This is a genomic window from Bordetella genomosp. 1 (assembly GCF_002261335.1).
Classification (GTDB): domain Bacteria; phylum Pseudomonadota; class Gammaproteobacteria; order Burkholderiales; family Burkholderiaceae_B; genus Bordetella.
Window position 1 is genome coordinate 1 of sequence record NZ_NEVL01000004.1, and the last position, 23,867, is coordinate 23,867.

Consider the following 23,867-nt stretch of genomic DNA (forward strand, 5'->3'; position numbering starts at 1 on the left):
CCGTGCCGACCTTCGACACCGAGTCCTCGATCAGTACCTTGATTTCCTTGGCGGCCTGGGCGCTGCGCTGCGCCAGCGAGCGCACTTCGCCCGCCACCACCGCGAAGCCCTTGCCCTGCTCGCCCGCTCGCGCGGCTTCCACCGCGGCGTTCAGCGCCAGGATGTTGGTCTGGAACGCGATCCCGTCGATCACCGACACGATCTCGGAGATCTTGCGCGAGCTCGCCGAAATCGCTTCCATCGTGCTCACGACCTCCGACACCGCCGAACCGCCGCGCTCGGCCACATCCGAGGCGCTGGCGGCCAGCTGGTTGGCCTGGCGCGCGTTGTCGGCGTTCTGCTTCACGGTCGAGGCCAGCTCTTCCATCGAGGCAGCCGTTTCTTCCAACGAGGCGGCCTGCTGCTCGGTACGCGACGACAGGTCGGTGTTGCCCGCGGAGATCTCGCGCGCACCCACGTTGATCTCGTCCACGCCGCGGCGCACCTGCGACACGGTGCGCGACAGGCTCTCCTGCATGCGCTTGAGCGCGGACATCAGCACGCCGACCTCGTTGCGGCCGTGCGCGTCGACGCGCTGCGTCAGGTCGCCGTTGGCGATGCGCTCGAACTGTTCGCCCGCGCGCTGCAGCGGCCGCACGACGGCGCGCGTCATGAACAGGTAGGCCAGCGCCACCACCAGCAGAATCAGCACGACGAACACGCCGTACAGAATCATCATGAGGTGGGCGGTCTGGCGATAGTCGGCCAGCGTCTTGTCGCTGACCTTGTCCAGGTTGGCCGAGAACTCGCCGAGCTTGGCGGCGAACGCCCCGCTCGCCGCGCCGGCCTTGTTGTTCTTCAGATCGAGATAGGCGCGGTCGTCGTTGCGGTCGAGCGCCGCCATCATCTCGTCGAGCGCGGCGGCAAAGCCCTTGTAGGCCGCCACCAGCTCCGTCTCGTTCTTGCGGCCGAGTTCGGTGCGCTTGGGGATCTGGGCAAACGCCTCGATCTTCCTGGTCGCGTCGGCGTGCAGTTCGCGCACGATGCGACCGTTGTCGGCGGCGCCCTTGGCGTCGCCGGCGCGGCGTTGACTGGCCGCGATGTCGGCGCGGATCGTCGCACGCAGCATCTGCGTGTAGGTGTCTTTGAGCAGCGTGTTCTGTTGCACGCTCAAGCTATCGATCATGTCCAGCGCGGAGCTCGCCTGGCGCGTGGCATCCAGGCTCAGACCGATCGACGCCAGCGCACAGAGCGCCAGCACGAGTAAAGCCAGGAGAAGCCCCGTCCGGATCTTCAGGTTGGCCAACATGGTTGCAGTTCTCGCAATTGCTTACGTACCAGCCGGACTGCCCGGCCCGCATCCCGCACAACGAATCCACGACCCTCCTGCCGCGAACCCGCCTACTGCTCCTGCTTGCACTTCCACTGCTACGACTACTGCGACCGGGCGCTCAGGAGCGCCCGGTCTGATGTCCGGCCGGCAGCCGCCGGCCAGCGCATCGGATCAGAACGACTCCCAATCGTCGTCCGCGGGCGCATTCTTGCGTGCGCTGCTGGCGGGCGGCATGGGCGGCGTCGCGGCGCTCGCGCTCGGACGTCGGACGCTGCGGCGGGCGGCACCGGCGCTCGCGCCCTCCGCCTTGCTCGCCGCGGCGCTCACGGGCCTGGAGCGGGCGGCGGGCAGGCGCGGGGCCTGCACGGCCGGGGCCGCGGCCGGGGCGTGCTCCTGGGCCGGCGCGGCAGGCGCCGCCACGCGCGGCGCGGCCGGCGCCTGGGCGGCCAGCTGGCGCGCCGAGACGTCGATCACTTCGCCCGCATTGATCTTGAACACCGACACCGCTTCGGCCAGGCGCTGGGCCTGCTCCTGCAGCGAGCCGGCGGCGGCGGCGGCTTCCTCGACCAGCGCGGCGTTCTGCTGCGTGACCTCGTCCATCTGCGCCACGGCGCGGTTGACCTGGTCGATCCCGCCGGACTGCTCGTCCGAGGCCGCCGAGATCTCGCCCATGATGTCGGTCACGCGCTTCACCGACGACACGATTTCCTGCATCGTCGCGCCCGCGCGCTCGACCTGCTGCGAGCCCGTGCCGACCTTCGACACCGAGTCCTCGATCAGTACCTTGATTTCCTTGGCGGCCTGGGCGCTGCGCTGCGCCAGCGAGCGCACTTCGCCCGCCACCACCGCGAAGCCCTTGCCCTGCTCGCCCGCACGCGCCGCTTCCACCGCGGCGTTGAGCGCCAGGATGTTGGTCTGGAACGCGATCCCGTCGATCACCGACACGATCTCGGAGATCTTGCGCGAGCTCGCCGAAATCGCTTCCATCGTGCTCACGACTTCCGACACCGCCGAACCACCGCGCTCGGCCACATCCGACGCGCTGGCGGCCAGCTGGTTGGCCTGGCGCGCATTGTCGGCGTTCTGCTTCACGGTCGAGGCCAGCTCTTCCATCGAGGCGGCGGTCTCTTCCAGCGAGGCGGCCTGCTGCTCGGTGCGCGACGACAGATCGGTGTTGCCCGCGGAGATCTCGCGCGCACCCACGTTGATCTCGTCCACGCCGCGACGCACCTGCGACACGGTGCGGGTCAGGCTTTCCTGCATGCGCTTGAGCGCGGCAAACAGCTGGCCGATCTCGTTGTTGCTCTTGACCTCGACACGGCTGGTCAGGTCGCCGCCCGCGATGCGGTCGAAGTGCGCGCCGGCTTCCTTGAGCGGACGCAGCACGTTGCGCGACACGAACAGGCCGCCGATCACGCACAGCAGCACGGCCAGCGCCACCAGCACGACGGTGACGACATTGGCGCGGCTGTGCGCGGCCATGCCTTCGGCCACGTAGTCGTCGGTGATCTTGTCGACGTAGCTCAGGTACTCGTTGAGCGCCGTGTTGAAGGTGTTGTTGGCGGCCTGCGCGGCCGGGTTCGACTGGATGTATTCGCCGATCGACTGATTGCGCATCAGGTTGGTCTGGCGCTCGGCCACGACCTGATAGGCCTTCCAGGCCACGTCCACCTTGGCGGCGCGTTCCTGCAGGTCCGGCGTCTTCGGCGTCTTGAGGAAGGCGTCGAAGCGGGCCTGGGCCTGCTTGCCGAGGTCCACGGCGGCCGTGACGGCCTGTTCGGATTCGCGCAGGCGCCCTTCCTGCAGGTCGATCATGGCCGCGTTCATCGTGAGACGCGTGCGCAGCAGCAGGTTCGACGCCGCATAGGCCGGGATGGCCTGGTCGGTGAACACATCGTTCACCTGGTTCAACTTCTGGTTGCTGGCATTCAGGCCGAGCCACGCAACGCCGTTCGAAACGAGCATGGCCAGGAAGAAGCTTCCCAGCACGATGGCCATGCAAGTGCGTACCTTCAAGTTCGACAACATGATTTTCCGTTTATTTATCGGACGCGCGCTCCCCGTAGGGAGCGCGCGATGAGAGCCAGACCCGCGGCGCCGTGATTAACGGCCGCGGCTGAACAGGCTCGATCCTTCAATGCGCGAGAAAGCCGACGATGCGGCATCCAGCGCCACCTTGCGCAACAGCAATTCAGTGGTGGCTTCGTAGATATTGACGTCCTCCAGGCCGGACAGCTGCTTCGTGTATTCGAGGCCACGCGCGGCGCCGGTGGCGTCGAGCGCGTCCAGTTCGTTCATGCGCGCGCCGACCGAGGCACGCACGGTCAGGACGTTGTCCAGCGCCAGCGTGAGCTGCTTGTTGGCGGTGGCGATCTGGTTCACCAGGCGGGCCGAGGCGACGGGGTCGCCCTGCGACGGCTGCTTGAGTTCGTTGATCAGGTCGTTCATGGCGGAGAACATGTCGGCATTGCCGTTGTTCGCCACGCCGATCGCGTAGCTGTCGCCGTCGGCGGGCGCGCCGCTCACCGAGAACGACATGTTGCCGAACTCGATCTTGTCGCCGGCCACGTACGGCACGTTGGCGGGCAGCGTGGGATCGGGCGGCGTGCTCGTGACCGAGTAGGTGATGTTGCCGGCGCCGTCATCGGCGAACTGGAGCGAGTAGGCCTTGGCGGGATCGACCGAACCGGTGATCGAGATCGGGCTGAACGCGCCGGTGCCGGTGTTGGCGGCGTCGGGCGTGGCCGTGTAGGCGCGCGCGGCCGGCGCCAGCGTGATGACGTCGCCATCGACCGGGGCGCCGCTGACCTGGAACGACACGCTGTCGAACGAGATCTTGTCGCCGCTCACGTACGGGATGTCGGTGGGCAGCGCCGCGTCGGGCGGCGTGCTCACGACCGAGTAGGTCATGTTGCCGGCGCCGTCGTCGGTGAATTCCAGCGAGTAGGTCTTGGTCGGGTCGATCGGGCCGTTGACCGAGGTCGAGCTGAACGTGGCCGTGCCGCCGTTGGCCGGGTCGGCCTTGGTGATGTAGGCGCGCGTGCCCGACGAGAAGCTGGCGAAGATGTCCGGACCGACGTCGCTCGAGGCGATCTGGCGGCTCTGGTCGACCTGCACCGTGCGGGTGCCCACGTCGCCCTGGAACGTGATGTTGCCGGCGGCGTCCTTCACGTACGGCTGGGTCTGGCCCTTGTAGCCCGAGAACAGGTACTGGCCGTTCCCGTCGGTGGAGTTGGCCAGGCCCATCAGCTGGTCGCGCGAGCTTTCGAGCGCGCTCACCAGCGCCTGGCGGTCGGCGTCGCTCATGGTGCCGTTGCCGGCTTCCACGACACGCTTGAGCACGTCCTGCAGGGTCGTCACGACCGAGGTCAGGGCGTTGTCTTCCATGCCCAGCGACTGCGCCGCGCTGTTGCGGTTCGAGCCGTAGGTGCTGTTCATGCTGGCGGTCTGCGACACGTTCACGGCCAGCGAGGCGGCGAGCGGATCGTCGGCCGGCGTCAGCACGCGCTTGCCGCTGGACATTTGTTCTTGCAGGCGCGACAGGGCCGCTTCCTGGTTCAGGATGCCGTTCAGGCCATTCTGGTAAATCAGCGAGGTGCTCAGACGCATCGTCGAACTCCGAAATTTAGGGTGCCGTCAGCCGGCGCAATCGAATGGGGTTATCAGCGAATGCCCAGCAGCGTATCGAACAGCACGCTGGCCACGTCCAGGATCTTGGCGCTGGCCTGGTACTGCTCCTGGTACACCGACAGGTTGACGTATTCTTCGTTGAGGTTCACACCCGAGACCGACAGGTAGGCGGCGTTCTGCTGCTTCACCAGGTTGGCCGACGCGGTGGTCGACGACTTCAGGCTCTGCGTGTCCACGCCCACGGTGTTCACCAGCTGCGAGAACTGTTCGTTCAGGCTCATGGTGCCGTTGCCCAGCACCTTCTTGGTCTGCAGCTTGGCGAGCTCGAGGCCGTTGTTGCCGTTGGCGCTGCCACCGGCCGCGTCGGCCAGGGCCAGCTTGGTCGGATCGCTGATGAGCGCCTTCAGGTCGCGCGCGGCGTCGCGCGTGGCCTGCAGCGTCCAGGATTCGCCGGCCACCGCCGTGCCGGTGCCGGTCAGCGTCAGGCCGTCGAACTCCAGCGTGTCGGGCGGGGTGCCGGTCGCGGCCAGGTCCGTCACGACGCCGTCGGACAGACGGGTCACGCGGTAGTTGTCGCCGCCCAGGGCTTCGATCTTGTAGGCGCTGGCGCGGATGGCGTCGGCGTCGGTGAAGGCCGCCTGCCATTCGGCATTTGAGGTGTTCTTGGCGTTGCGGATCGCAGCGGGCGCGGACAGGCCGAACAGGTCGGTGCCGGCGTCGCCGTTGAGGTCCACGCCCGCGGCGTGCTGTTCGTTCATCGCCAGGGCCAGGCCGATGGCGAGCTGGCCGAGCTGGTCCTGCACCGCGTCGAGCGACTGCTTGCGGAACTGCAGCAGGCCGCCGAGCTTGCCGCCCGAGACCTTGTCGTCGGCCAGTTCCACGGCCACCGTGGTGCCGGTGCCCGAGGGCAGCGTGTAGGCCACGGCGGTGCGGCGCGGATCCGCTTCCGAGGCCACGGCCTGCAGCGGATACACGGTCTTGCCCGACAGCAGCGTCTGGCCGCTGGTCAGGGTGATGTTGATGGCGTCGCCCTGCTCATAGGTGCGCACACCGACGAGCTGGTTCAGTTCGGCCACGGCCTGGTCGCGCTGGTCGAGCAGGTCGTTCGGCGCATGCCCGGTCTTGCCGCGCGCGATCACGATCTGCTGGTTCAGGTCGTTGATGTTGTTCAGGTAGCTGTTGACCTGCTCCACCGTGGTGGAGATCTGGGTGTTCAGGCCCTGGCGCTGGTTCTCGAGCTGCTGGTACGAGGTGTTGATCTGCGTGACCAGCGTGTTCATCTTGCCGATCAGGTCCTGGCGCACGGCCGGGTCGGCCGGGCTGGTCGCGGCGTTGTTGATGCCGGTGAAGAAGCCCGACAGCGCGGGCGTGATGCCCACGGTGCGGTCGGCGAACAGGTTGTTGATCGCCGACATCTGGTCGTACTGCGTGGTGAGCTGGGCGTTGCTGCCCTGCGCGCCCACCAGTTGCTGATACAGGAAGCTGTCGTACTGGCGCTTGACGGTGTCCACCTGGACGCCGCGGCCGAAATAGCCCTGGCCCGTCGCGGTCGCGCCGGCGGTCGAGGTGATGACGCGCTGGCGGCTGTAGCCGACCGTCGTCGAGTTGTTGATGTTGTGGCTCGTGGTCTCCAGGCCCGCCTGGGAGGCGTTCAGCCCCGTCATCGCCAAGTTGTACAGATTCATGCTGTAAAGCCCCGTAGTGACCGTTCCCGGTACAGATACCCGCTTAACGGCAGATATTCACAATAATTTAGAGACCGCCCGAAAAATCCGTGCTGGCCACGGACAGACGCATCTGGCCCATGATGTTGATCAGCTTGTCGGCGTAGCGCGGGTCGGTGGCGTAGCCGGCATCCTGGATGCGGCGCGCCGCCTCGACCTCGTTGCGGGCCTGGGTCACGCCCTCGTAGCGGGGGCTGTTGCCGATCAGGCGGGCATAGTCGGCGAAGGATTCTTCGTACGAGGCGTAGGCGCGGAAGGGTTGCGTCACCTTTTGCGGCGCGCCGTTCACGTATTCGGTGGTCAACACGTTGACCACCTTGCCCTTCCAGCTCGCGCCGGCCTTGATGCCGAACAGGTTGTAGCTGGTGCTGCCGTCCGGATGCTTGATCTCGCGCTTGCCCCAGCCCGATTCCAGGGCCGCCTGGCCCAGGATCAGGCGGGCCGGCACGCCGCTCTGCTCGGCCGCCGCATTGGCGGCGCGCGACATGCGCGACACGAAGTCGACGACGTGCTCCGGCGCGCCCTCGGCCACGGCCAGGGCGCGGTCGCTGGCGCGGTTGCTGCGCAGCACTTCCAGCAAGGCGTTGACGCTGCGTTCCGGCACCGTATTGGCGTTGCCCAGCGCGTAGTCGCCGCGCAGGTCGCGGCGCAGCACCGTGTTGCTGCCCGAGCCGGCGCCGCCGATGGCGTTCTCCGGATCGGCGGGCGTGCCCTGGTTCTGTTGCATCTGCGCCAGCAGCGACTGGGCCAGGCCGATGCCCGGGGTGGCCAGCGACAGCGCCAGCTGTTCGTCGGCCATGCCCTGCGCCATCTGCGTCTGCTGCGAGTCGAACATCCCTTCTTTGGGCGTGGCCTCGCGCATGCGCTTGATCATCATCTGCAGGAACAGCGCCTCGAACTGGCGGGCGACCGCTTTCTGCTGCGCGGGGTCGGCCGGCGCATCGCCGGTCTGGCGCTTCAGGTCGGCCAGCCGGCCCATGTCGAAGATCGACTCCTGGCTGGCCGGGCGCGGGGTGTAGGAAACGAACGACATGGCGTCAGATGATCTCGAGTTCGGCGCGCAGCGCGCCGGCGCTCTTCATCGCCTGCAGGATCGCCAGCAGGTCCTGCGGCGTGGCGCCCAGGGCGTTGAGGCCCTTGACCACGTCGGCCAGGTTGGCGCTGGTCGTCACGCGCTGCAGGGCACCGCCCTCCTGGCGCACTTCGATCTGGGTGTTGGGCGCGACCACGGTCTGGCCCTGCGTGAACGGCGTGTCGGGCTGGTAGACCTGGTTCTGCTGGTTGATCACCACCGACAGGTTGCCGTGGGCCACCGCCGCTTCCTCGATCATCACGGTGCGGTTCATCACGACCGAGCCGGTACGGGCGTTGATGATGACCTTGGCCATGGCCGGCGCGCGCTGCACCTGCATGTTCTCGACGCGGGCCAGGAAGCCCGGCATCTGGTTCGGATCGAGCGGACCGCGCAGGGCCACGACGCGGCCGTCCATCACGGTCGCGGTGCCCGCGCCCAGGGTGCGGTTGATCGCCTGCGCCACGTTCTGGGTGGTGCCGAAATCGGTATCGAGCATTTCCAGGTAGACCACGCCGTCTTCGGCGAAGGAGGTCGGCACCGGACGCTCGACGATGGCGCCGGCGCTGATGCGCCCGCCGTTGAGCTGGTTGATCTGCACGCTCGAGCCGCCGGCCGAGGCGCCCGCGCCGCCGACCAGGATGTTGCCCTGGGCGATGGCGTAGACCTGCCCGTCGGCGCCCTTGAGCGGCGTCATCAGCAGCGTGCCGCCGCGCAGGCTCTTGGCGTTACCCATCGAGGACACCACCACGTCCACGGTCTGGCCCGGGCGCGCGAACGCCGGCAGCGTGGTCGTGACCATGGCGGCGGCGACGTTCTTGAGCTGCATATTGCTGCCGGGCGGCACGGTGATGCCGAGCTGCGACAGCATGTTGGTCAGGCTCTGCTGGGTGAACGGCGTCTGGCGCACCTGGTCGCCGCTGCCATCCAGACCCACCACCAGGCCGTAGCCGATCAGCTGGTTGCCGCGCACGCCCTGGAAGGTGGCGAGGTCCTTGATGCGTTCGGCATGCGCGGCGCCCATGGCCAGGCTGCCCACCAGGCAGGCCCGCGCCATCAGGCGCAACACGGAAAGTAGCGTGGTCTGAAGTGTCATGGTTCAGAACGGCGAAGCCATCAGGAAGAAGCGTTGCAGCCAGCCCATGGTCTGGACTTCGTCCATGACGCCCTTGCTGCGATATTCGATGCGCGCGTCGGCCACGCGGGTCGACGAAACGCTGTTGGTGCCCGTGATCGAGCGCGGGTCGACGATGCCGGAGATGCGCACGTACTCGCTGCCGCGGTTGATCGCGATCTGCTTTTCGCCGGCGATCTGCAGGTTGCCGTTGGGCAGCACGCCCATCACCGTGGTGGTGATGGTGCCGGTGAAGGTGTTGTTGGCACTGCTGGTGCCCTTGCCGTCGGCGGTGTTGGCGCCGGTGATGCCGGTGTTCAGCTTGTCGTTGATCACGCCGTCCATGAAGCTCGGCGCGGCGGTGACCGCCAGCGAGCCGGCACCGGTGCGGCTGGTGTTCGTGGCGACGTTCTTGGCCGCGTTGGTGCGCTCTTCCAGGACGATGGTCACGATATCGCCGACGTTGCGCGGCCGGCGATCCTCGAACAACGGATAGTTGCCGTAGGCCGTCGGCTGGTAGATCGAGCCGTTGGGCCGCAGCGCGGGCGCGGCGGGCGCCGGCGGCGCGGCCGTGGTCGGCCCGAGCACGATGGGCTCGGGCGGGATCAGGGCGCAACCGGTCAGGGCGCACAGCGCCAGACCGGTCAGAACACGCAGAACACGAGTCAGCATCACAGTTGCGTCAGGCGAGCCAGCATTTCATCCGAGGTCTTGACGGCCTTGCTGTTCATTTCGTAGGCGCGTTGCGTGGTGATCATGTTCACCAGCTCCTCGGCCACGTTCACGTTGGACGTCTCGACGTAGTTCTGCAGGATCTGGCCCGCGCCGTCGAGGCCGGGTTGCAGCAGGTTGGCCGGACCCGACGAGTCGGTTTCCAGGTACAGGTTCTCGCCCACGCTCTGCAGACCGGTGGGGTTGATGAAGGTGGCGACCTGGAGCTGGCCGACCTGCACGTTCACGCCGGCCGCGCCGGGCTGGGTGATCGACACCGTGCCGTCCTTGCCGATGGTCAGCGACAGCGCGTTGTCGGGGATGTTGATCGGCGGCTGGATCACGTAGCCGCTCACGGTGGTGAGCTGGCCGTTCTGGTCGACCTGCAGCGCGCCGTCGCGCGTGTAGGCCTGGGTGCCGTCGGGCAGCTCGACCTGCAGGAAGCCGCGGCCCGTGATGGCGATGTCCATCTCGGCGCCGGTGTTGTTCATGTTGCCCTGCGTGTGGATGCGCTCGGTGGCGGCCACGCGGGCGCCGGTGCCCAGTTGCAGGCCCGAGGGCAGCTGGTTGGCATCGCCGACCTGGGCGCCGGGCTGGCGCAGGGTCTGGTACATCAGGTCCTGGAACACGGCGCGGCCGCGCTTGAACCCGTTGGTCTGGACGTTGGCCAGGTTGTTGGAAATGACGTCCATCGAGGTCTGTTGACCCTCGAGGCCCGTCTTCGAAATCCACAGCGAACGCATCATGGTGTGTACTCCTGGCGCGCCGCCTGGGCGCGCATCCTGCTAAGCGTTAATGAATCAGCTGACGGCCGACAGAATGCCGTTGGCGCGTTCTGCATTGCGGTTGGCTTCGGTGATGACCTGCATCTGCATCTCGAACCGGCGCGCGTTGTCGATCATGCCGACCATCGCGCTGGCGGCGCTGACGTTGCTGTTTTCGAGCACGCCGGAGAGCAGGCGCAGCGCCGGATCGGCCGGCAGGGGCGCGGGCGGCTGCCCGTTTGCCTGCGGCTGGCGGCGGAACAGGCCATCGTCGCCCCGCACCATCTGCTGCTCGGGCGGGTTCACCATCTTGAGCCGGCCGAGGTTGAGGATGTTGTTGGGCGGATCGCCCGCGCCGATGGCGGTGATCGTGCCGTCGGAGGCGATCGTCAGCGAGGCCTGGTCGGGCACGTCGATGATGCCGTTCTGGTCGGACAGCACCGGCACGCCGTTGGCCGTCTGCAGCACGCCATTCACACCCACGGCGAGGTTGCCGGCGCGGGTGTAGGCCTCCCCTTGCGGGGTCTGGATCGCAAGCCAGCCCGGACCGGCCAGCGCGACGTCGAGGTCGCGGCCGGTGGTCTGCACGTCGCCCAGCTGGAAGCGCGAGCCGGGCGTGGTGGCGAGCGTCGCCACCCGCGTGGGCAGCGACGTGCCGTCGTTCATGGGCACCGAGCGGAACATCGAGATCTGCTCGCGAAAACCCGGCGTGTTGACGTTCGCCAGGTTGTTGCTGATCACGGCCTGGTTCTCCGTGATCCGCGCGGCGCCGTTCATGGCGGTATAGACAATGCGATCCATGGCCTGTTTCCGTTACCGGCCGCTTAGCGCATGTTCATCAAGACTTGCATGATTTCATCCTGCGTCTTGATGGTCTGTGCGTTGGCCTGGTAGGTGCGCTGGGCAACGATCATGTTGACCAGTTCCTTGCTCATGTCCACGTTCGAGGCTTCGAGCGCCTGGCCGGCCAGGGTCGACAGACCGTTGGTGCCCGGCTGGCCCAGCACGGCCTGGCCGGAGTCGGCGGTTTCGGCCCAGGCGTTGTTGCCCACGGGCTGCAGGCCCTGCACGTTGTTGAAGTTGGCCAGCACGATGGTGCCGATGGTCTGCGACTCGCCGTTGGTGTACTTGGCTTCGAGGCTGCCATCCTTGCCGATCGTGATGCCCGAGAATTCGCCGCTGGAGTAGCCGGTCTGGGTCATCTTCGGGTTGAAGTCGCTGCCGTACTGCGTCGTGCCGGCGTAGTTCATCACGATGGCCATCGGCGCGGCCGGCGAGGTGGTGCCGCCCGGCGTGGCGTAGTTGATCGTCACGCTCGCGGGCGTGGTGGTCATCACGCCGGCGCTGTTGAACGTGAAGGTCGCGTTGGGGTCGGCGGCGGCGCCCACGGTCATGTCCTGGCCGTCGAGCTGGTAGTACACGTCATAGACGCTCTCGCCGGCGGCGGCGGGACGCTTGACGAAGAACTGCGTCATCTGGTGCGAGTTGCCCAGCGAGTCATACACCGTGTACGGCACCGAGGTGGTGTACGTGGTGTTGTCGGTGGCGTCGAACGGCGTGACGGTGCCGTCGATGGCCGTGGCGTTGGCGTCCAGGTTGGTCTGCACGGTCATGCCGTCGGTCGCGCGCGGGGCGATGTTGCCCTGCGGCAGCGTCAGGCCCACCGGCGCGGCGCCGATGCCGCCCGGGGGATAGCCGGTCAGCTGGTAGCCCTGCGCGTTGACGATGCGGAAGTCCTTGTCGATGCCGAATTCGCCGTTGCGCGAGTAGAACACCGAACCGCTCGGGTCGAGCAGGCGGAAGAAGCCCTTGGCGCCGTCGATGGCGATGTCGTATTCGCCGCCCGTGGAGGTGACGTTACCGACCGTGAAACGCTGGTTGATGGCCGAAACCTTCACACCCAGACCGACGCGCGAGCTGGCGTACACATCCGCGAACGACGCCGAGCCCGACTTGAAGCCGACGGTGCCCGAGTTGGCGATGTTGTTGCCAATGACGTCGAGGTTCTGCGAGGCGGCGTTCAGGCCGCTCAATCCTTGTCCGAAACCCATGATTTATCCTGTAGCTCTCAAAGTTGTAGAAAGCGCCGCACCCTACGCGGCATGAACCAGCCTGTCGTATCAGGTGCCCAAAATCTTGCGAATATCCAGCATGCTGACCTGGCCATTGAGGCCCAGGTCCAGGCGCAGGCCCTCGGTCGAGTACGCCACGCTCTTGACTTCACCGTAGGTCAGGGCCTCGGCCGTGACCTTCTTGCCGTCGCCGTCGGTGGCCACCACATTGACCGTGTACTTGCCATCGGTCAGCGGCGTGCCGCCGTCGTTGTTGCCGTCCCACTCGTAGGTGTAGACGCCCGCTTCCATCGCGCCCAGTTCCTGCGTGCGCACCACGTTGCCGGCGGCGTCGAGGATCTTGACCGTGACCTTCGAGGCGGCGCCCTGCAGGTCGATGCCGTAGGGCGTGGCTTCGCGTTGCGTGCCGTCGAGCGGGCTGGTGCCCAGCGCGATCTTGTTGCCCGGCACCATCACGCCCTTGCCGATCAGCGCGGCGGCGCTCATCGACTGCGACACGTCGATCTGGCCGCTGATGGCCAGCATCGTGTTGCGCAGGTTGTTGATGCCTTCCACGGTGGAGATCTGCGCGAGCTGCGAGGTGAGCTCGGCGTTTTCCATCGGGTTGAGCGGATCCTGGTTGCGCAGCTGCGTCACGAGCAGCGTCAGGAACTGATCCTGGATGCTCTGCGCCGCGCCGGAGCTGCCGGCGCCCAGCTGCGACAGGGCCGCGCTGGTGTTGGAGGTGGTGTCGACGGTGGTCATGGCGTGCTCCCGGCTCAACCCTGACCGATGGTCAGCGTCTTGGCCATCAATTGCTTGGCGGTATTCAGAACTTCGACGTTGGCCTGGTAGGAACGCGAAGCGGCGATCATGTTGACCGTTTCGGCCACCGGATCGACGTTGGGCATCTGGACGTAGCCGTCCTGGTTGGCCATCGGGTGGTTGGGGTCGTAGACCAGCTTGAACGGCGACGGATCCTGGACCACGCCGGCGACCTTCACGCCACCGATCTCTTCACCGAAGCGCTGGCCGGCGGGCGCGTTCACCTGGAACACCACCTGGCGCGCGCGGTACGGCTGGCCGTCCGGGCCCACCACACTGTCGGCGTTGGCCATGTTGCTGGCCGCCACGTTCATGCGCTGGGACTGCGCAGAGAGCGCGGAACCGGCGATATCGAAAATGCTCAACAAAGACATAAGAGCAAGCTCCCTGAGTCAGGCCACACGGCGAACCGTTGGCCGCTTATTCCGAAATGGCAGTCTGCAGCGAGCGGATCCGGCCGCTCAGCACTTGCAGCGTGCTCTGGTAGTGCAAGGTGTTGTCGGCGAACTGGACCCGTTCGATATCCATATCGACGGTGTTGCCGTCCAGGCTGGCCTGGTACGGCAGGCGGTAGGCCAGGTCGGTGGGGCCGGGGCGCGAAACCGCCTGGGCCGGAATGTGGCGGGCCGAGGTCAGCGCCAGGTTGGTGTCGGGCAGACGCATGCTGCGGCCTTCCAGCGCGCCTTCCATCGCCGCCTTGAAGTCGAAATCGCGCGACTTGTAGTTCGGCGTGTCGGCGTTGGCGATGTTCGACGACAGCACTTCCTGACGTTGCGCGCGCAGCGAAATCGCCTGTTGGAAGAATTTGAAGTCTTCGTTGAGCCGGTCTAGCATGGGGTTGCCCTTGTTGCCTGAGGTTGTCATCGGCGCAGAGAGCGCCCGACCAGGACAGGCCGAGGGCTTTTTACGCATGACGGCATCTTAGGGGCCGGGCCCGCAACACAATCAGGTAAATAACCCAATAATTCCAACGCAATTCCGATCTTGCGGCGGCAGGCGCACTTCTACAATCATGTTCCATGAACACCGCCCTGCCCTCCGATCCGCGCCCCGCGCCGGCCCGCCGCGCCGCCCTCGCTCTCGCAGCCTGGCTGCTGGCGTGCAGCCTGCCGGCGGCCGCCAATCCGGGTGCGGTGGCAAGCCAGGATCCCGATGCGGTGGCCCAGGTCGCGCAGGGCTTCCTGCTGGGCCAGCTGGCTGACCTCGGCGGCGCGCCCAGCATCACGCTGGATCCGGTCAAGACCGACCGGTTGAGCGCCTGCGACAACCTGGTGCCGTTCCTGCCCACGGCCATGCGCCTGCGGGCCCGCATGACGGTCGGGGTCCGCTGCAACACCCCGCAGGCCTGGACCACCTACGTGCAGGCCACGGTCAGCGTGCCGGGCGAATACTATGTGGCGGCGCGCCAGATCGGCGCCGGCGCCGCGATCCAGCCCGACGACCTGACCACCAGGGAAGCCGACCTGGTCTCGCTGCCGGCGGGCGCCATCACCGACATCAACGCCATCATGGGCATGCAGGCCACCCGCCGCATCGCCGCCGGCCAGGCGATCCGGGGCAATGCGCTGCGCAGCGCGGCCTCGGTCAGCCGCGGCCAGATCGTGCGGATCACCGCCCGCGGCAACGGCTTCGTGGTCTCGAGCGAGGGCCAGGCCCTCGACGACGCGGCCCCCGGCGCCATGGTCCAGGTGCGCACGGCCAACGGACAGGTCGTCAGCGGCGTGGTGCGCAGCGCGGGGCTGGTGGAAATCCGGCTGTGATTTGTGTTACACATGACACTAATACATTACCTGCCCGGGCTAAAGTTCCCCATTTCCATGTCGTTACAGAGGCATAACCAGGCAGAGCCGACCTCGCATCGCAGCCAACGCCTTGCCCCGTGGAGAACATATTGAAGATCAATCCGACGTCTACCCGCCCGGTAGCAACCAACGCCGTCAGCCGCAATGAGTCGGGGCTGGCGCAGGCTTATGGTTCCTCCAAGGAAGGTGGCGCAGGGAGCTCGCAGGTGGCGTTGAGCAGTGCATCGCGACAACTTCTCGCCCTCCAGGACGGCAGCGCCGACATCAATGTCGAGCGCGTCAACGCCATCCGCGCGGCCATCGCCTCCGGCCAGCTGAAGATCGACACCTCCCGCATCGCCGACAGCCTGATCGCCAGCGCCAAGGACTTGCTCAAGTAACCCGCAACATGGCACCGCCAGGTGCCCCGCTTCAATGAACTACGCCGATCAGCTCAAGACCTGTCTCGAACGCGAAGCCGCCCTGGTCGTCGAATTCATCGCCGCGCTCGACGCCGAAGCCGAAGCGCTGCTCGACCGCAAGGCCTACGAGGCCCTGCATCTGGCCACCCAGCGCAAGGAAGCCCTGACCGAAAAGCTGGTCCAGCTCAGCCAGCAGCGCGACGCGCTGCTGCTGACGCTCGGCGTGGCCACCGGCCATGCGGGCACCGACGCGGCCGCCGCCATGCATCCCGAGCTCGCGCCCATCTGGGAACTGCTGCAGGTGCACGCCCAGCAGGCGCGCGAGAAGAACAGCCGCAACGGCACGCTGATCGAGATCAACCTGCGCTCCACCACCGAATCGCTCGAAGCCCTGCGTGCGCTTGGCGGCGCCAACAGCACCACCTACGACGCCCAAGGCCGCGGCAAGCGCGCCGGCTACGGCCCCACGACCGGCAGCGCGCGCAGCATCGTCGCCACCTGAGCGCGGCGCCGCCCTCCCCGGCCCCATGAAAAAAGGCCGCATGCGATGCATGCGGCCTTTTTGCTTGCGCGCGCAACCGGGGTTCAGTCGGCCATCTCCAGCATGGCGAACATCTTCAGCAGCGCCACCGGCAGCAGGCGGCCCGGCAGCTTGCGCTCGTCCGGACCGACCAGGCCGGCCAGCGGCCCGCGCACCAGCTCCGCGGACTCGGTGTGGGCCAGTTGCCAGCAGGCGGCCGCCAGCTGGCCGGCCAGCAGCGCGTGCGCCACCAGGCCGTCGGCGGTGTGGACCGCCGGCAGCGCCGACCAGGCGTGCGGCAGGTAGCGGAACGCGGCCTTGGCCTGCTCCTGCTGCACCAGCCAGCAGGCGATGGTGGCCGCGTCGGCCTGCGCGGTGCCGAGGTTGGTCAGGCCATAGTATTGCGACAGCACCTGGCCGGTGCGCATGTTGACGATGCGCGCGCAGATCATGCGCAGGCGGCCGCCGTCCTTGCCGCGCGCCGACAGGCCGATCTCGGTGCCGCAGGCCCACAGCGCCTGTTCGGGCTGGCCCGGCACGGGGCCGGCCGGCAGGTAGCCGAGCTGGCGCGAGACCGCGTGCAGCGTCGTCGGGCAGTCCTCGTGCAGGATGCGCAGCGCGCCCGGACTGCGCGCCACCCACAGGTGGCCGTCGGCGCTCAGCGCATGCGACAGCGCCGTGGTGCCCATGTCGAACAGGTGCACGTGCGGCAGATTGCCCAGCGTGTGGGCGAGGAACTGGGCGCGGGCCAGCAGCGCGTCGGCGGCATTCACCGGCAGGCTGGTGGCGCCCGGCGCGTGCGTGGCGAGCGAGCCCTGCGGCAGCATGAGCTGCTGCACCGGTGCGGCCAGGGCCGCGCCCCGGTCGCTCATCAGGAAGGTTGCGTGCGCAACGCCGCCGGGCAGGCCGTCGCCCTTGAGCGCGGCCTTGCCGTGGATCGCGAGCACGTAGCGCTGGCAGGCCGCCGGGAACTCGCGCCGCACCATGGCCAGCATGGCCTCGCCCAGCGCCAGCTGGCTGGCATCGGCATCCGGCACGCCGCCCTCGTCGACCGCGCCGCTGCGCGCGCGCCAGGCGGCGCGGGCATGGGCGCAGGCCGGGTCGGCCGCGAGCCAGCCCAGCGCCTGCTCCAGCTCGCCGCCCTGCTCGCCCGCCGAGGCGGGACGCCGCATCGCGGCGGCCAGCAGGCGGCGGCGCGCCAGCGGATCGCGCTCGGATTGGCCGCCGCTCGCGCTCCACAGCGCGGCCAGGTCGGCCTCGCTGGGCGCGTACAGGGCGCGGGTCTTGTTCAGGGTGGCCAGGGCCGCGTCGATCAGCGTGTTGCGATCGGCCACGTCGAGGTGCTCGGGCACGCGCTGGCCCTGCGACACGTAATGGATCGGCAGGCGGTGGCGGATCGCGGTGTCGAGCGCCGGCGCCAGCCGCGAGGCCTCGTCGAGCTTGGTGATGATGCAGCCCACCACGTCCTCGCCCACGCCGTGGCGATAGGCATGCGCCACCTCGTCGAGCGTGTCGCCCTGGCTGGCGGCATTGAGCACCAGCAGGCGGCGCACCGGCTGGCCGGCATTGGTCAGCAGCGCGGCCTGCTCGGCCACGTTGCGATCGCGCTGGCTGATGCCGGTGGTGTCGATCAGGATGATCTTGCGGTTGCCGAGGCTGGCGAGCGTGCTGCGCAGCTCGGCGGCGTCGCGCACCGAATGCGCCGGCACGCCCATCAGGCGGCCGTAGATCTGCAGCTGCTCGAGCGCGCCGATCCGGAAATTGTCGGTGGTCAGCATCGCCACCTGGTCGCGGCCTTCGCGCTGCACGCAGCGCGCGGCCAGCTTGGCCAGCGTGGTGGTCTTGCCCACGCCGGTGGGGCCCACCAGTGCGTAGACGCCGCCGCCGGCGAAGAAATCATCCTCGGCGCGCAGCACCGGCAGGTGCGTCACGAGTTCGTTGCGGGCCCAGGCCATGGCCTGGCGCGCGTCCAGATTCTCGGGCAGGCGCTCCAGCAACGCGCGCACCAGCGGCATCGAGAAGCCGGCCTCGAGCAGGCTGCGGAACAGCCCGGCGTTGACCGGCTCGCGCGCCTGGGCGCGGTTGCCCCACAGCATGCCGTCCATGCGCGATTCCAGCGCGCCGCGCAGCGCGTCGATGGCCGCCTGCACGCTGGGCTCGGCGCCCAGCGCCGCGTTCATCGGCAGGCCCGGCAGGCCGGCCGTGCCCGGCATCGGCGCGTCGGGCCGGCGCGCCATCGAGGCGGCCGAACGGTATTCCTGGATCGGCGCCGGCAGCGCATCGGCGGCCGGGGTCACGTCGCGCAGGTCCTGCGCATGTGGATCCGCGTCCACCACGTCGAAGTCGGCCGGCTGCGCGGGCGTCTCGGCGGCAGGCGGCTGCGGCTCCGCACGGGCGGCGGTGGCCGCGGGCGGCGCGGGCGGTGCAAACGATTCGAGCGGATCCTCGGGCTGGGCCGAGGTCGCCTCGAACGTCGCGCCGTAGGTCGCGGCACGGGCGCCGGCCGTGGTGCGCGCCGACATCGGCAGATGCGCGCCGGCCGCGTAGTTCGGCACGGGCGCGGCGGGCGCAGGCGCGGGGGCCGGCACGGGCACGGGGGCCGGCGAGGCGGCCGCATAGGCGGCGGCGTAGCCATACGAAGAACCCGGCGAACGCACGGTCGGCGCCGCTGCGGCGACGGGCGCCGGCACGGGCGCGGGCACGGCGGCCGGCACGGGCCGCGCGGGCTCGACAGTGGCCGGGCGCACGGGTGGCGCGGCGGCCGATGCCGCGGCGGCCGGTGCCGCGGCGGCCGGCGCCTGCATCGCGTCCTCGACGTCGGACTCGACGGTGGCGATGATCTCGATGCCGCCGTCGACGCGGCGATTGGAGACGATCAGCGCGTCCTCGCCCAGCGCATCACGGACCAGGCGCATCACCTCGCGGGTGTTGGCGCCGACAAATTTTCTCAGCTTCATTCGCCGTTACCTCCGATCAGCGCCGTGACACGCACAACGCGCTCATCGGGAATCTCGGCATTGGAAAGCACGCCCAGCTGGGGCAGGTGGTGACGCAGGAAGCGCGAGAGCGGCGCGCGCAGCGGCGGCGACACCAGCAGCACCGGCGCGTTGCCCTGCGCTTCCTGGCGTTGCAGCGCCTGCTCGGTTTCGCGCAACAGGGTCTCGGCCAGGCCCGGCTCGAGGCCGCCGCTGGTCATCATGGCCTGCGACAGCACGCGCTCGAGGCGCACGTCCAGGCCGATCACGCGCAGCTCGCCCTCGCCCGGGAACCATTGCTGCGTGATGGCGCGGCCGAGCGAGCGGCGCGTCAGTGCGATCAGCTCCTGCACGTCGGGCTGGCCGCCGCTGTTGGCCGCCAGCGCCGCCAGTCGGGGCGCATGCTCGGACAGCGTGTCGATGATGGTGCGCATGTCGCGGATCGGCACTTCTTCCGAGAGCAGGCCCTGCAGCACCTTCTGCAGCGACGTGAGCGACAGCGTCTTGGGCACCAGGTCTTCCACCAGCTTGGGCGCGTCGCGGCCCAGGCGGTCGATGAGCTGCTGCACTTCCTGGCGGCCAAGCAGGTTGGCGCCGTGGCGGTGCATCAGGTGATTCAGGTGGGTCGCCACCACGGTGCTGGCGTCCACCACCGTGTAGCCGGCCACCTGGGCTTGGTCGCGCTGGCCGTTGTCGATCCAGAGCGCCGGCAGGCCGAAGGCCGGATCGGTGGTGGGCTGGCCCTTGACCTGGATGGTCACGCCGCCCGGGTCGATGGCGAGCCACTGGCCCGGCATCGCCACGCCATGGCCGATCTCCACGCCCGACAGCAGGATGCGGTAGTCGTTGGGCTTGAGCTCGAGGTTGTCGCGGATGTGCACGACCGGCGGCAGAAAGCCCACGTCCTGCGCGAACTTCTTGCGCAGGCTGCGGATGCGATGCAGCAGTTCGCCGTTCTGGGCATGGTCGACCAGCGGGATCAGGCGGTATCCCACCTCCAGCCCGAGCTGGTCCACCATCGACACGTCGTCCCAGCTCGCTTCGGCGGCGGCCGCCTGGGCCTGTGCCTGCGCCTCGGCCGCGGGTTCGGGCCGCGCGGCCTTGGCCTGCGCGCGCCGCTTGATCATCATGTAGCCGCCGCCGGCCAGCATGCCGGCCAGCGTCAGGAAGGCCAGGTGCGGCATGTTGGGGATCAGCCCCATGATGCCCACGATGGCGGCCGTCAGGAACAGCACGTTCGGGTTCGAGAACAGCTGGCCCAGGATCTGCTGGCCCACGTCCTGGTCGGTCGACACGCGCGACACCACCACACCGGCGGCGGTGGAGATCACCAGGGCCGGGATCTGCGCCACCAGGCCGTCGCCGATGGTCAGCAGCGTGTAGACGCGGCCGGCGTCGCCCATCGACATGTCGTGCTGGGCCACGCCCACGATCAGGCCGCCGATCACGTTGATCACCATGATCAGCAGGCCGGCGATGGCGTCGCCGCGCACGAACTTGCTCGCACCGTCCATCGAGCCGTAGAAGTCCGACTCCTGCGCCACCTCGGCGCGGCGCTTGCGCGCCTCCTCTTCGCCGATCAGGCCGGCGTTGAGGTCGGCGTCGATGGCCATCTGCTTGCCGGGCATCGCGTCCAGCGAGAAGCGCGCTCCCACTTCCGCGATACGGCCCGCACCCTTCGTGATCACGATGAAGTTGATGATGGTCAGGATCACGAAGATGATGATGCCGACCGTGAAGTTCCCGCCCACCAGGAAGTGGCCGAATGCCTCGATCACCTTGCCGGCGGCGTCCGGGCCCTGGTGGCCGTTGAGCAGCACCACCCGGGTCGACGCGACGTTGAGCGACAGACGCAGCAGCGTGGCGAACAGCAGCACCGACGGGAAGGCGGCGAAGTCCAGCGGCTTCTTGGTGAACATCGCCACCAGCAGAATCATGATGGACAGCGCGATGTTGAAGGTGAACAGCAGGTCCAGCAGGAACGTGGGCAGCGGCAGCACCATCATGCCCAGGACCATCACGATCAGGATGGGCCCGGCAAGCAGCCGCGCGTTGGCCATGCCATTGGACTTAAAGAGCGTCAGCAGTCCGCCCATCGATCAAGCTCCTTGTGCGGCCCGTGCCTGCGGGTCCAGTTCGGTGGGGACGGCCAGGGCGCGGGGCGCCTCCGGTTCCATGCCCCAGCCGGCGCGCCAGCTGCGCAACTGGAAAACCCACGCAAGCACTTCGGCGACCGCGGTGTAAAGTGCCGAGGGGATTTCGTGTCCCACCTCGACGTGTTGATGCAAGGCGCGCGCCAGCGGCGGCGCCTCCAGCATGGGAATGCGATGTTCGGCGCCGAGCTCGCGGATCTTGGCCGCGATCAGCCCGGTGCCCTTGGCCACCACGCGCGGCGCGGCCAGTTCCTTTTCGTTGTAGACCAGCGCCACGGCGTAGTGCGTCGGGTTGGTGACGATCACGTCCGCCTTGGGCACTTCGCTCATCATGCGGCGGCGCGCGGCGGCGCGCTGCTGCTGGCGGATGCGCGCCTTGGTGTGCGGGTCGCCTTCCGATTCCTTGTGCTCCTGGCGCACGTCTTCCTTCGACATGCGCAGCTTCTTCAGGTGCGAAAAGATCTGCCAGGGCACGTCGATCAGCACGATCAGGAACAGCGAGGCGATGATCAGCGCGCAGCAGATGGCCACCAGCTGCAGCGCGCGCACCAGCGCCGCCGACGGCGACACGTGCATCAGGCCCAGCATCTGGTCCTGGTAGTGCCAGATCACCGCGCCCGCCACGCCGCCCACCAGCAGGGCCTTGCCCAGCGCCTTGATCAGCTCGATCACGGTCTGCGCCGAAAACATGCGCTTGATGCCGGACAGCGGGCTGAGCTTGCCCAGGTTCAGTTCCATCGGCTTGGTCGAGAACACCAGGCCGCCCAGCACCACGCTGGCCAGCACGGCGGTGATCATCAGCGCCACGAACACGGGCAGCAGCGTCCAGATCGCCTGGCCGAAGCCCTCGACCGCCAGGTTGACCATCACGGTCGTATCCCGGGAAATCCGCTGGTCGAACGCCAGCCCGTTGCGCATCACCCCGGACAGCCCGCGATACAGGGTCCCGCCGAGCATCCACAGCGAAGCCGCGCCCACGGCGAGCAGCAGGAACGTGCCCAGCTCGCGGGAGCGCGCAATCTGGCCTTCCTCACGCGCCTTTTCCAGGCGCCTCGGTGAGGCGGCTTCTGACTTTTCGAGATCGCTTTCTTCAGCCATGCGGGAAGCGGTTGATTCGCGGCCCGCGTATCAAGGTTGCGAGCTGCCCGCCGAGATTCTAGGCGGAGCCACTGCGGCGCGATCATCCAAGAAAAGGGGGGAAATTGGCGTTATTCGCCCCCCCTGCCGCCCGCTGCGGCAGGCCCGCCTGCGCCCGCCCGCCTAGGCCGGCACCCAGGCGTGCCGGTCTGCCCCGGCGGCGGCCTCGACGGTGTCGCAGAAACGGGCGAAATCCAGCCCGATCCGCACCGCGCCCCAGTGCTCGCCATCCAGGAACAGCGGCACCGACACGTCGTTGACGATCTCGCCCGTGTCGCGCGAGTAGGTCTGGAACAGCAGGCTGCCGGTGTTGGCCGCGAGCCGCGCCCCGACGGGATCGTCGAAGATCCGCTTGTTGCGGCAGCGCGCCGTGTCCACGGCGCGGTCGCCGCTGGGCGGATGGGAATAGCGGCTGTTGTGCGCCGGCGCGTAGCCGCGTGCGTCCACCAGCAGGGCGTAGCTGCCGCCCGGCACCGCCTCCAGCATGCGGTCCAGCAGCTCGGTCAGGGCGGTGTCGATGACCCGGTCGTAGGAGGTGTGGAAGCGCGGCGGATCGCTGGCGGCGATGCGGCGGTAGTCCCGGTCGAACACGTCCAGCCCGCGGGCCCGCGCCGCGGCCAGCAAGGCGCCCGCCTCGTCGCGAAACGCCAGCACGGCCGCGTTGAGCCGGTCGAACGGCGTGCCGCCCGTGCGCACCTCCGCCAGCACCTCCTGCATGCCCTCGGTCTGGTGGCGGATGCGGTCGACCTCGCCGGAGATCGCCGCCACCCGCGCCTGCACGTCGGCGGCCAGCGCGGCCACCCGGCTCACCTCGCCGCTCATGGCCTGGTTGGTCTGGTCGACCTCGGCGACCGCCCCGACGACCTCGCCGACCTGGCGGTTCATGCCGTCGAAGTCCCGCACGAACCCGTCGAAATCGTTGCGCGTGCCCGACAGCAGCTCGCCGCACACGCGCACGTCGGCGTCCAGGGTGCCGGTGCGCGCCTGGGTGGTGTCGACCAGCGCCAGCATCTCGCCGGTGTGGCGGCCGATGTCGCCGGTGGCCGCGTTGACGCGCTCGGCCAGCCGCCCCACTTCGGTGGCGACCACGGCGAAGCCGCGCCCGGCGTCGCCGGCGCGCGCCGCCTCCACGCCGGCATTGAGCGCGAGCAGCTGCGTCTGCAGCGCGATGTCCTTGATCAGCCGGCTGATGTCGCCGACCGAGCGCGCGCGTTCGGTGAGCTGCGCCACGGTGGCGCCGAACTCGGCCATGTGCGAACTCATGCGCTCGAGCCGCTCGTGCACGTCGGCCAGCGCGGCCTGGGCCTGGCGCGCCGTGTCGAGGTTGTGTGCGCACACATCGGCGATCTCGCGCGTGTGCGCCGAGGTGGTGGCGGACAGGCCCGCGATCTGGCTCGAGCTCGCGGCCAGCGCCTGGGCCACGCCGGCCTGCTCGCGCGTGAGACCGGCGCACTGGCCAGCCTGGAACTGGGTGCGCGCGGTATTCAGCGCGATATCGATGCTGGCCTGGCGCACGGTGATGATGCGGGCGCGGATCTGCGCCAGGAAGCGCGACAGCGGCAAGGCCGTCGGGCTCAGCGACCAGGCGCGTTCGGCCAGCGTGGCGCGGCCCCGGTTGAGACGGCGCAGCAAGCGCCAGAGGCCACCGACGTAAACGGTGCGACTACCCATGACTC

General features: G+C 68.6%; 20 protein-coding genes. 3 read left to right on the top strand and 17 right to left on the bottom strand.

The window, feature by feature from the left end; translation table 11 throughout:
* From CEG14_RS16945 to flgB, 13 genes are all read right to left on the bottom strand, one after another.
* On the bottom strand, positions 1-1,288 hold a 1,288-nt coding region (locus CEG14_RS16945; RefSeq protein ID WP_094828255.1), incomplete at its 3' end, for a methyl-accepting chemotaxis protein.
* Between the two features lie 195 nt (positions 1,289-1,483).
* Positions 1,484-3,340 (bottom strand): methyl-accepting chemotaxis protein, encoded by a 1,857-nt coding sequence (locus tag CEG14_RS16950; RefSeq protein ID WP_094827600.1) that lies wholly within the window; start codon positions 3,338-3,340, stop codon positions 1,484-1,486.
* Positions 3,341-3,415: 75 nt separating this feature from the next.
* Positions 3,416-4,921, bottom strand: a complete 1,506-nt coding sequence (gene flgL, locus CEG14_RS16955; protein WP_094827601.1) for a flagellar hook-associated protein FlgL — start codon at positions 4,919-4,921, stop codon at positions 3,416-3,418.
* Positions 4,922-4,974: 53 nt separating this feature from the next.
* Positions 4,975-6,627: a flagellar hook-associated protein FlgK gene (flgK, locus tag CEG14_RS16960; protein ID WP_094827602.1), complete on the bottom strand. Its 1,653-nt coding sequence runs from the start codon at positions 6,625-6,627 to the stop codon at positions 4,975-4,977.
* A gap of 67 nt (positions 6,628-6,694) precedes the next feature.
* Positions 6,695-7,699, bottom strand: a complete 1,005-nt coding sequence (flgJ, locus tag CEG14_RS16965; RefSeq protein ID WP_094827603.1) for a flagellar assembly peptidoglycan hydrolase FlgJ — start codon at positions 7,697-7,699, stop codon at positions 6,695-6,697.
* A 4-nt stretch (positions 7,700-7,703) separates the two neighbouring features.
* A complete protein-coding gene (locus tag CEG14_RS16970; protein WP_094827604.1) occupies positions 7,704-8,834 on the bottom strand; it encodes a flagellar basal body P-ring protein FlgI in 1,131 nt (376 codons plus the stop codon).
* A gap of 3 nt (positions 8,835-8,837) precedes the next feature.
* A complete protein-coding gene (locus tag CEG14_RS16975) occupies positions 8,838-9,524 on the bottom strand; it encodes a flagellar basal body L-ring protein FlgH (RefSeq protein ID WP_094827605.1) in 687 nt (228 codons plus the stop codon).
* The gene (gene flgG / locus CEG14_RS16980) at positions 9,524-10,309 is read right to left on the bottom strand and encodes a flagellar basal-body rod protein FlgG (RefSeq protein WP_094827606.1); all 786 of its coding nucleotides are present in this window, start codon (positions 10,307-10,309) and stop codon (positions 9,524-9,526) included. Before flgG ends, CEG14_RS16975 begins: the two co-directional genes overlap by 1 nt.
* A 54-nt stretch (positions 10,310-10,363) precedes the next feature.
* Positions 10,364-11,128: a flagellar basal body rod protein FlgF gene (locus CEG14_RS16985; RefSeq protein ID WP_094827607.1), complete on the bottom strand. Its 765-nt coding sequence runs from the start codon at positions 11,126-11,128 to the stop codon at positions 10,364-10,366.
* Positions 11,129-11,151: 23 nt separating this feature from the next.
* A complete protein-coding gene (flgE, locus tag CEG14_RS16990) occupies positions 11,152-12,378 on the bottom strand; it encodes a flagellar hook protein FlgE (RefSeq protein WP_094827608.1) in 1,227 nt (408 codons plus the stop codon).
* A 69-nt stretch (positions 12,379-12,447) separates the two neighbouring features.
* Positions 12,448-13,143 (bottom strand): FlgD immunoglobulin-like domain containing protein, encoded by a 696-nt coding sequence (locus CEG14_RS16995; protein WP_094827609.1) that lies wholly within the window; start codon positions 13,141-13,143, stop codon positions 12,448-12,450.
* 14 nt (positions 13,144-13,157) lie between these two features.
* A complete protein-coding gene (gene flgC, locus CEG14_RS17000; protein ID WP_094827610.1) occupies positions 13,158-13,577 on the bottom strand; it encodes a flagellar basal body rod protein FlgC in 420 nt (139 codons plus the stop codon).
* 46 nt (positions 13,578-13,623) lie between these two features.
* The gene (gene flgB / locus CEG14_RS17005; protein ID WP_094827611.1) at positions 13,624-14,037 is read right to left on the bottom strand and encodes a flagellar basal body rod protein FlgB; all 414 of its coding nucleotides are present in this window, start codon (positions 14,035-14,037) and stop codon (positions 13,624-13,626) included.
* A gap of 185 nt (positions 14,038-14,222) precedes the next feature.
* Here flgB and flgA point away from each other — a divergent pair, with 185 nt between their 5' ends.
* From flgA to CEG14_RS17020, 3 genes are all read left to right on the top strand, one after another.
* A complete protein-coding gene (gene flgA, locus CEG14_RS17010) occupies positions 14,223-14,963 on the top strand; it encodes a flagellar basal body P-ring formation chaperone FlgA (protein WP_094827612.1) in 741 nt (246 codons plus the stop codon).
* Between the two features lie 131 nt (positions 14,964-15,094).
* A complete protein-coding gene (gene flgM / locus CEG14_RS17015; RefSeq protein WP_094827613.1) occupies positions 15,095-15,385 on the top strand; it encodes a flagellar biosynthesis anti-sigma factor FlgM in 291 nt (96 codons plus the stop codon).
* A 34-nt stretch (positions 15,386-15,419) separates the two neighbouring features.
* Positions 15,420-15,908 carry a flagella synthesis protein FlgN gene (locus tag CEG14_RS17020; RefSeq protein ID WP_094827614.1) on the top strand — a complete coding sequence of 163 codons (489 nt, stop codon included), beginning with the start codon at positions 15,420-15,422 and terminating at the stop codon, positions 15,906-15,908.
* Positions 15,909-15,991: 83 nt separating this feature from the next.
* Here the strand turns inward: CEG14_RS17020 and flhF are convergent, their stop codons facing one another.
* From flhF to CEG14_RS17040, 4 genes are all read right to left on the bottom strand, one after another.
* Positions 15,992-18,883 (bottom strand): flagellar biosynthesis protein FlhF, encoded by a 2,892-nt coding sequence (flhF, locus tag CEG14_RS17025; RefSeq protein WP_094827615.1) that lies wholly within the window; start codon positions 18,881-18,883, stop codon positions 15,992-15,994.
* Positions 18,880-20,997 (bottom strand): flagellar biosynthesis protein FlhA, encoded by a 2,118-nt coding sequence (flhA, locus tag CEG14_RS17030; protein WP_094827616.1) that lies wholly within the window; start codon positions 20,995-20,997, stop codon positions 18,880-18,882. Before flhA ends, flhF begins: the two co-directional genes overlap by 4 nt.
* Before the next feature lie 3 nt (positions 20,998-21,000).
* Positions 21,001-22,152, bottom strand: coding sequence for a flagellar biosynthesis protein FlhB (flhB, locus tag CEG14_RS17035; protein ID WP_094827617.1), 1,152 nt, complete (start codon positions 22,150-22,152; stop codon positions 21,001-21,003).
* Between the two features lie 162 nt (positions 22,153-22,314).
* A complete protein-coding gene (locus CEG14_RS17040; RefSeq protein WP_094827618.1) occupies positions 22,315-23,862 on the bottom strand; it encodes a methyl-accepting chemotaxis protein in 1,548 nt (515 codons plus the stop codon).
* Positions 23,863-23,867 lie beyond the last annotated feature (5 nt).

Bases quoted from the DNA above. Each gene is read 5' to 3' on its own strand.
- CEG14_RS16950 (WP_094827600.1), bottom strand. From the start codon at position 3,340: ATGTTGTCGAACTTGAAGGTACGCACTTGCATGGCCATCGTGCTGGGA.
- flgL (WP_094827601.1), bottom strand. From the start codon at position 4,921: ATGCGTCTGAGCACCTCGCTGATTTACCAGAATGGCCTGAACGGCATC.
- flgK (WP_094827602.1), bottom strand. From the start codon at position 6,627: ATGAATCTGTACAACTTGGCGATGACGGGGCTGAACGCCTCCCAGGCG.
- flgJ (WP_094827603.1), bottom strand. From the start codon at position 7,699: ATGTCGTTCGTTTCCTACACCCCGCGCCCGGCCAGCCAGGAGTCGATC.
- CEG14_RS16970 (WP_094827604.1), bottom strand. From the start codon at position 8,834: ATGACACTTCAGACCACGCTACTTTCCGTGTTGCGCCTGATGGCGCGG.
- CEG14_RS16975 (WP_094827605.1), bottom strand. From the start codon at position 9,524: ATGCTGACTCGTGTTCTGCGTGTTCTGACCGGTCTGGCGCTGTGCGCC.
- flgG (WP_094827606.1), bottom strand. From the start codon at position 10,309: ATGATGCGTTCGCTGTGGATTTCGAAGACGGGCCTCGAGGGTCAACAG.
- CEG14_RS16985 (WP_094827607.1), bottom strand. From the start codon at position 11,128: ATGGATCGCATTGTCTATACCGCCATGAACGGCGCCGCGCGGATCACG.
- flgE (WP_094827608.1), bottom strand. From the start codon at position 12,378: ATGGGTTTCGGACAAGGATTGAGCGGCCTGAACGCCGCCTCGCAGAAC.
- CEG14_RS16995 (WP_094827609.1), bottom strand. From the start codon at position 13,143: ATGACCACCGTCGACACCACCTCCAACACCAGCGCGGCCCTGTCGCAG.
- flgC (WP_094827610.1), bottom strand. From the start codon at position 13,577: ATGTCTTTGTTGAGCATTTTCGATATCGCCGGTTCCGCGCTCTCTGCG.
- flgB (WP_094827611.1), bottom strand. From the start codon at position 14,037: ATGCTAGACCGGCTCAACGAAGACTTCAAATTCTTCCAACAGGCGATT.
- flgA (WP_094827612.1), top strand. From the start codon at position 14,223: ATGAACACCGCCCTGCCCTCCGATCCGCGCCCCGCGCCGGCCCGCCGC.
- CEG14_RS17020 (WP_094827614.1), top strand. From the start codon at position 15,420: ATGAACTACGCCGATCAGCTCAAGACCTGTCTCGAACGCGAAGCCGCC.
- flhF (WP_094827615.1), bottom strand. From the start codon at position 18,883: ATGAAGCTGAGAAAATTTGTCGGCGCCAACACCCGCGAGGTGATGCGC.
- flhA (WP_094827616.1), bottom strand. From the start codon at position 20,997: ATGGGCGGACTGCTGACGCTCTTTAAGTCCAATGGCATGGCCAACGCG.
- flhB (WP_094827617.1), bottom strand. From the start codon at position 22,152: ATGGCTGAAGAAAGCGATCTCGAAAAGTCAGAAGCCGCCTCACCGAGG.
- CEG14_RS17040 (WP_094827618.1), bottom strand. From the start codon at position 23,862: ATGGGTAGTCGCACCGTTTACGTCGGTGGCCTCTGGCGCTTGCTGCGC.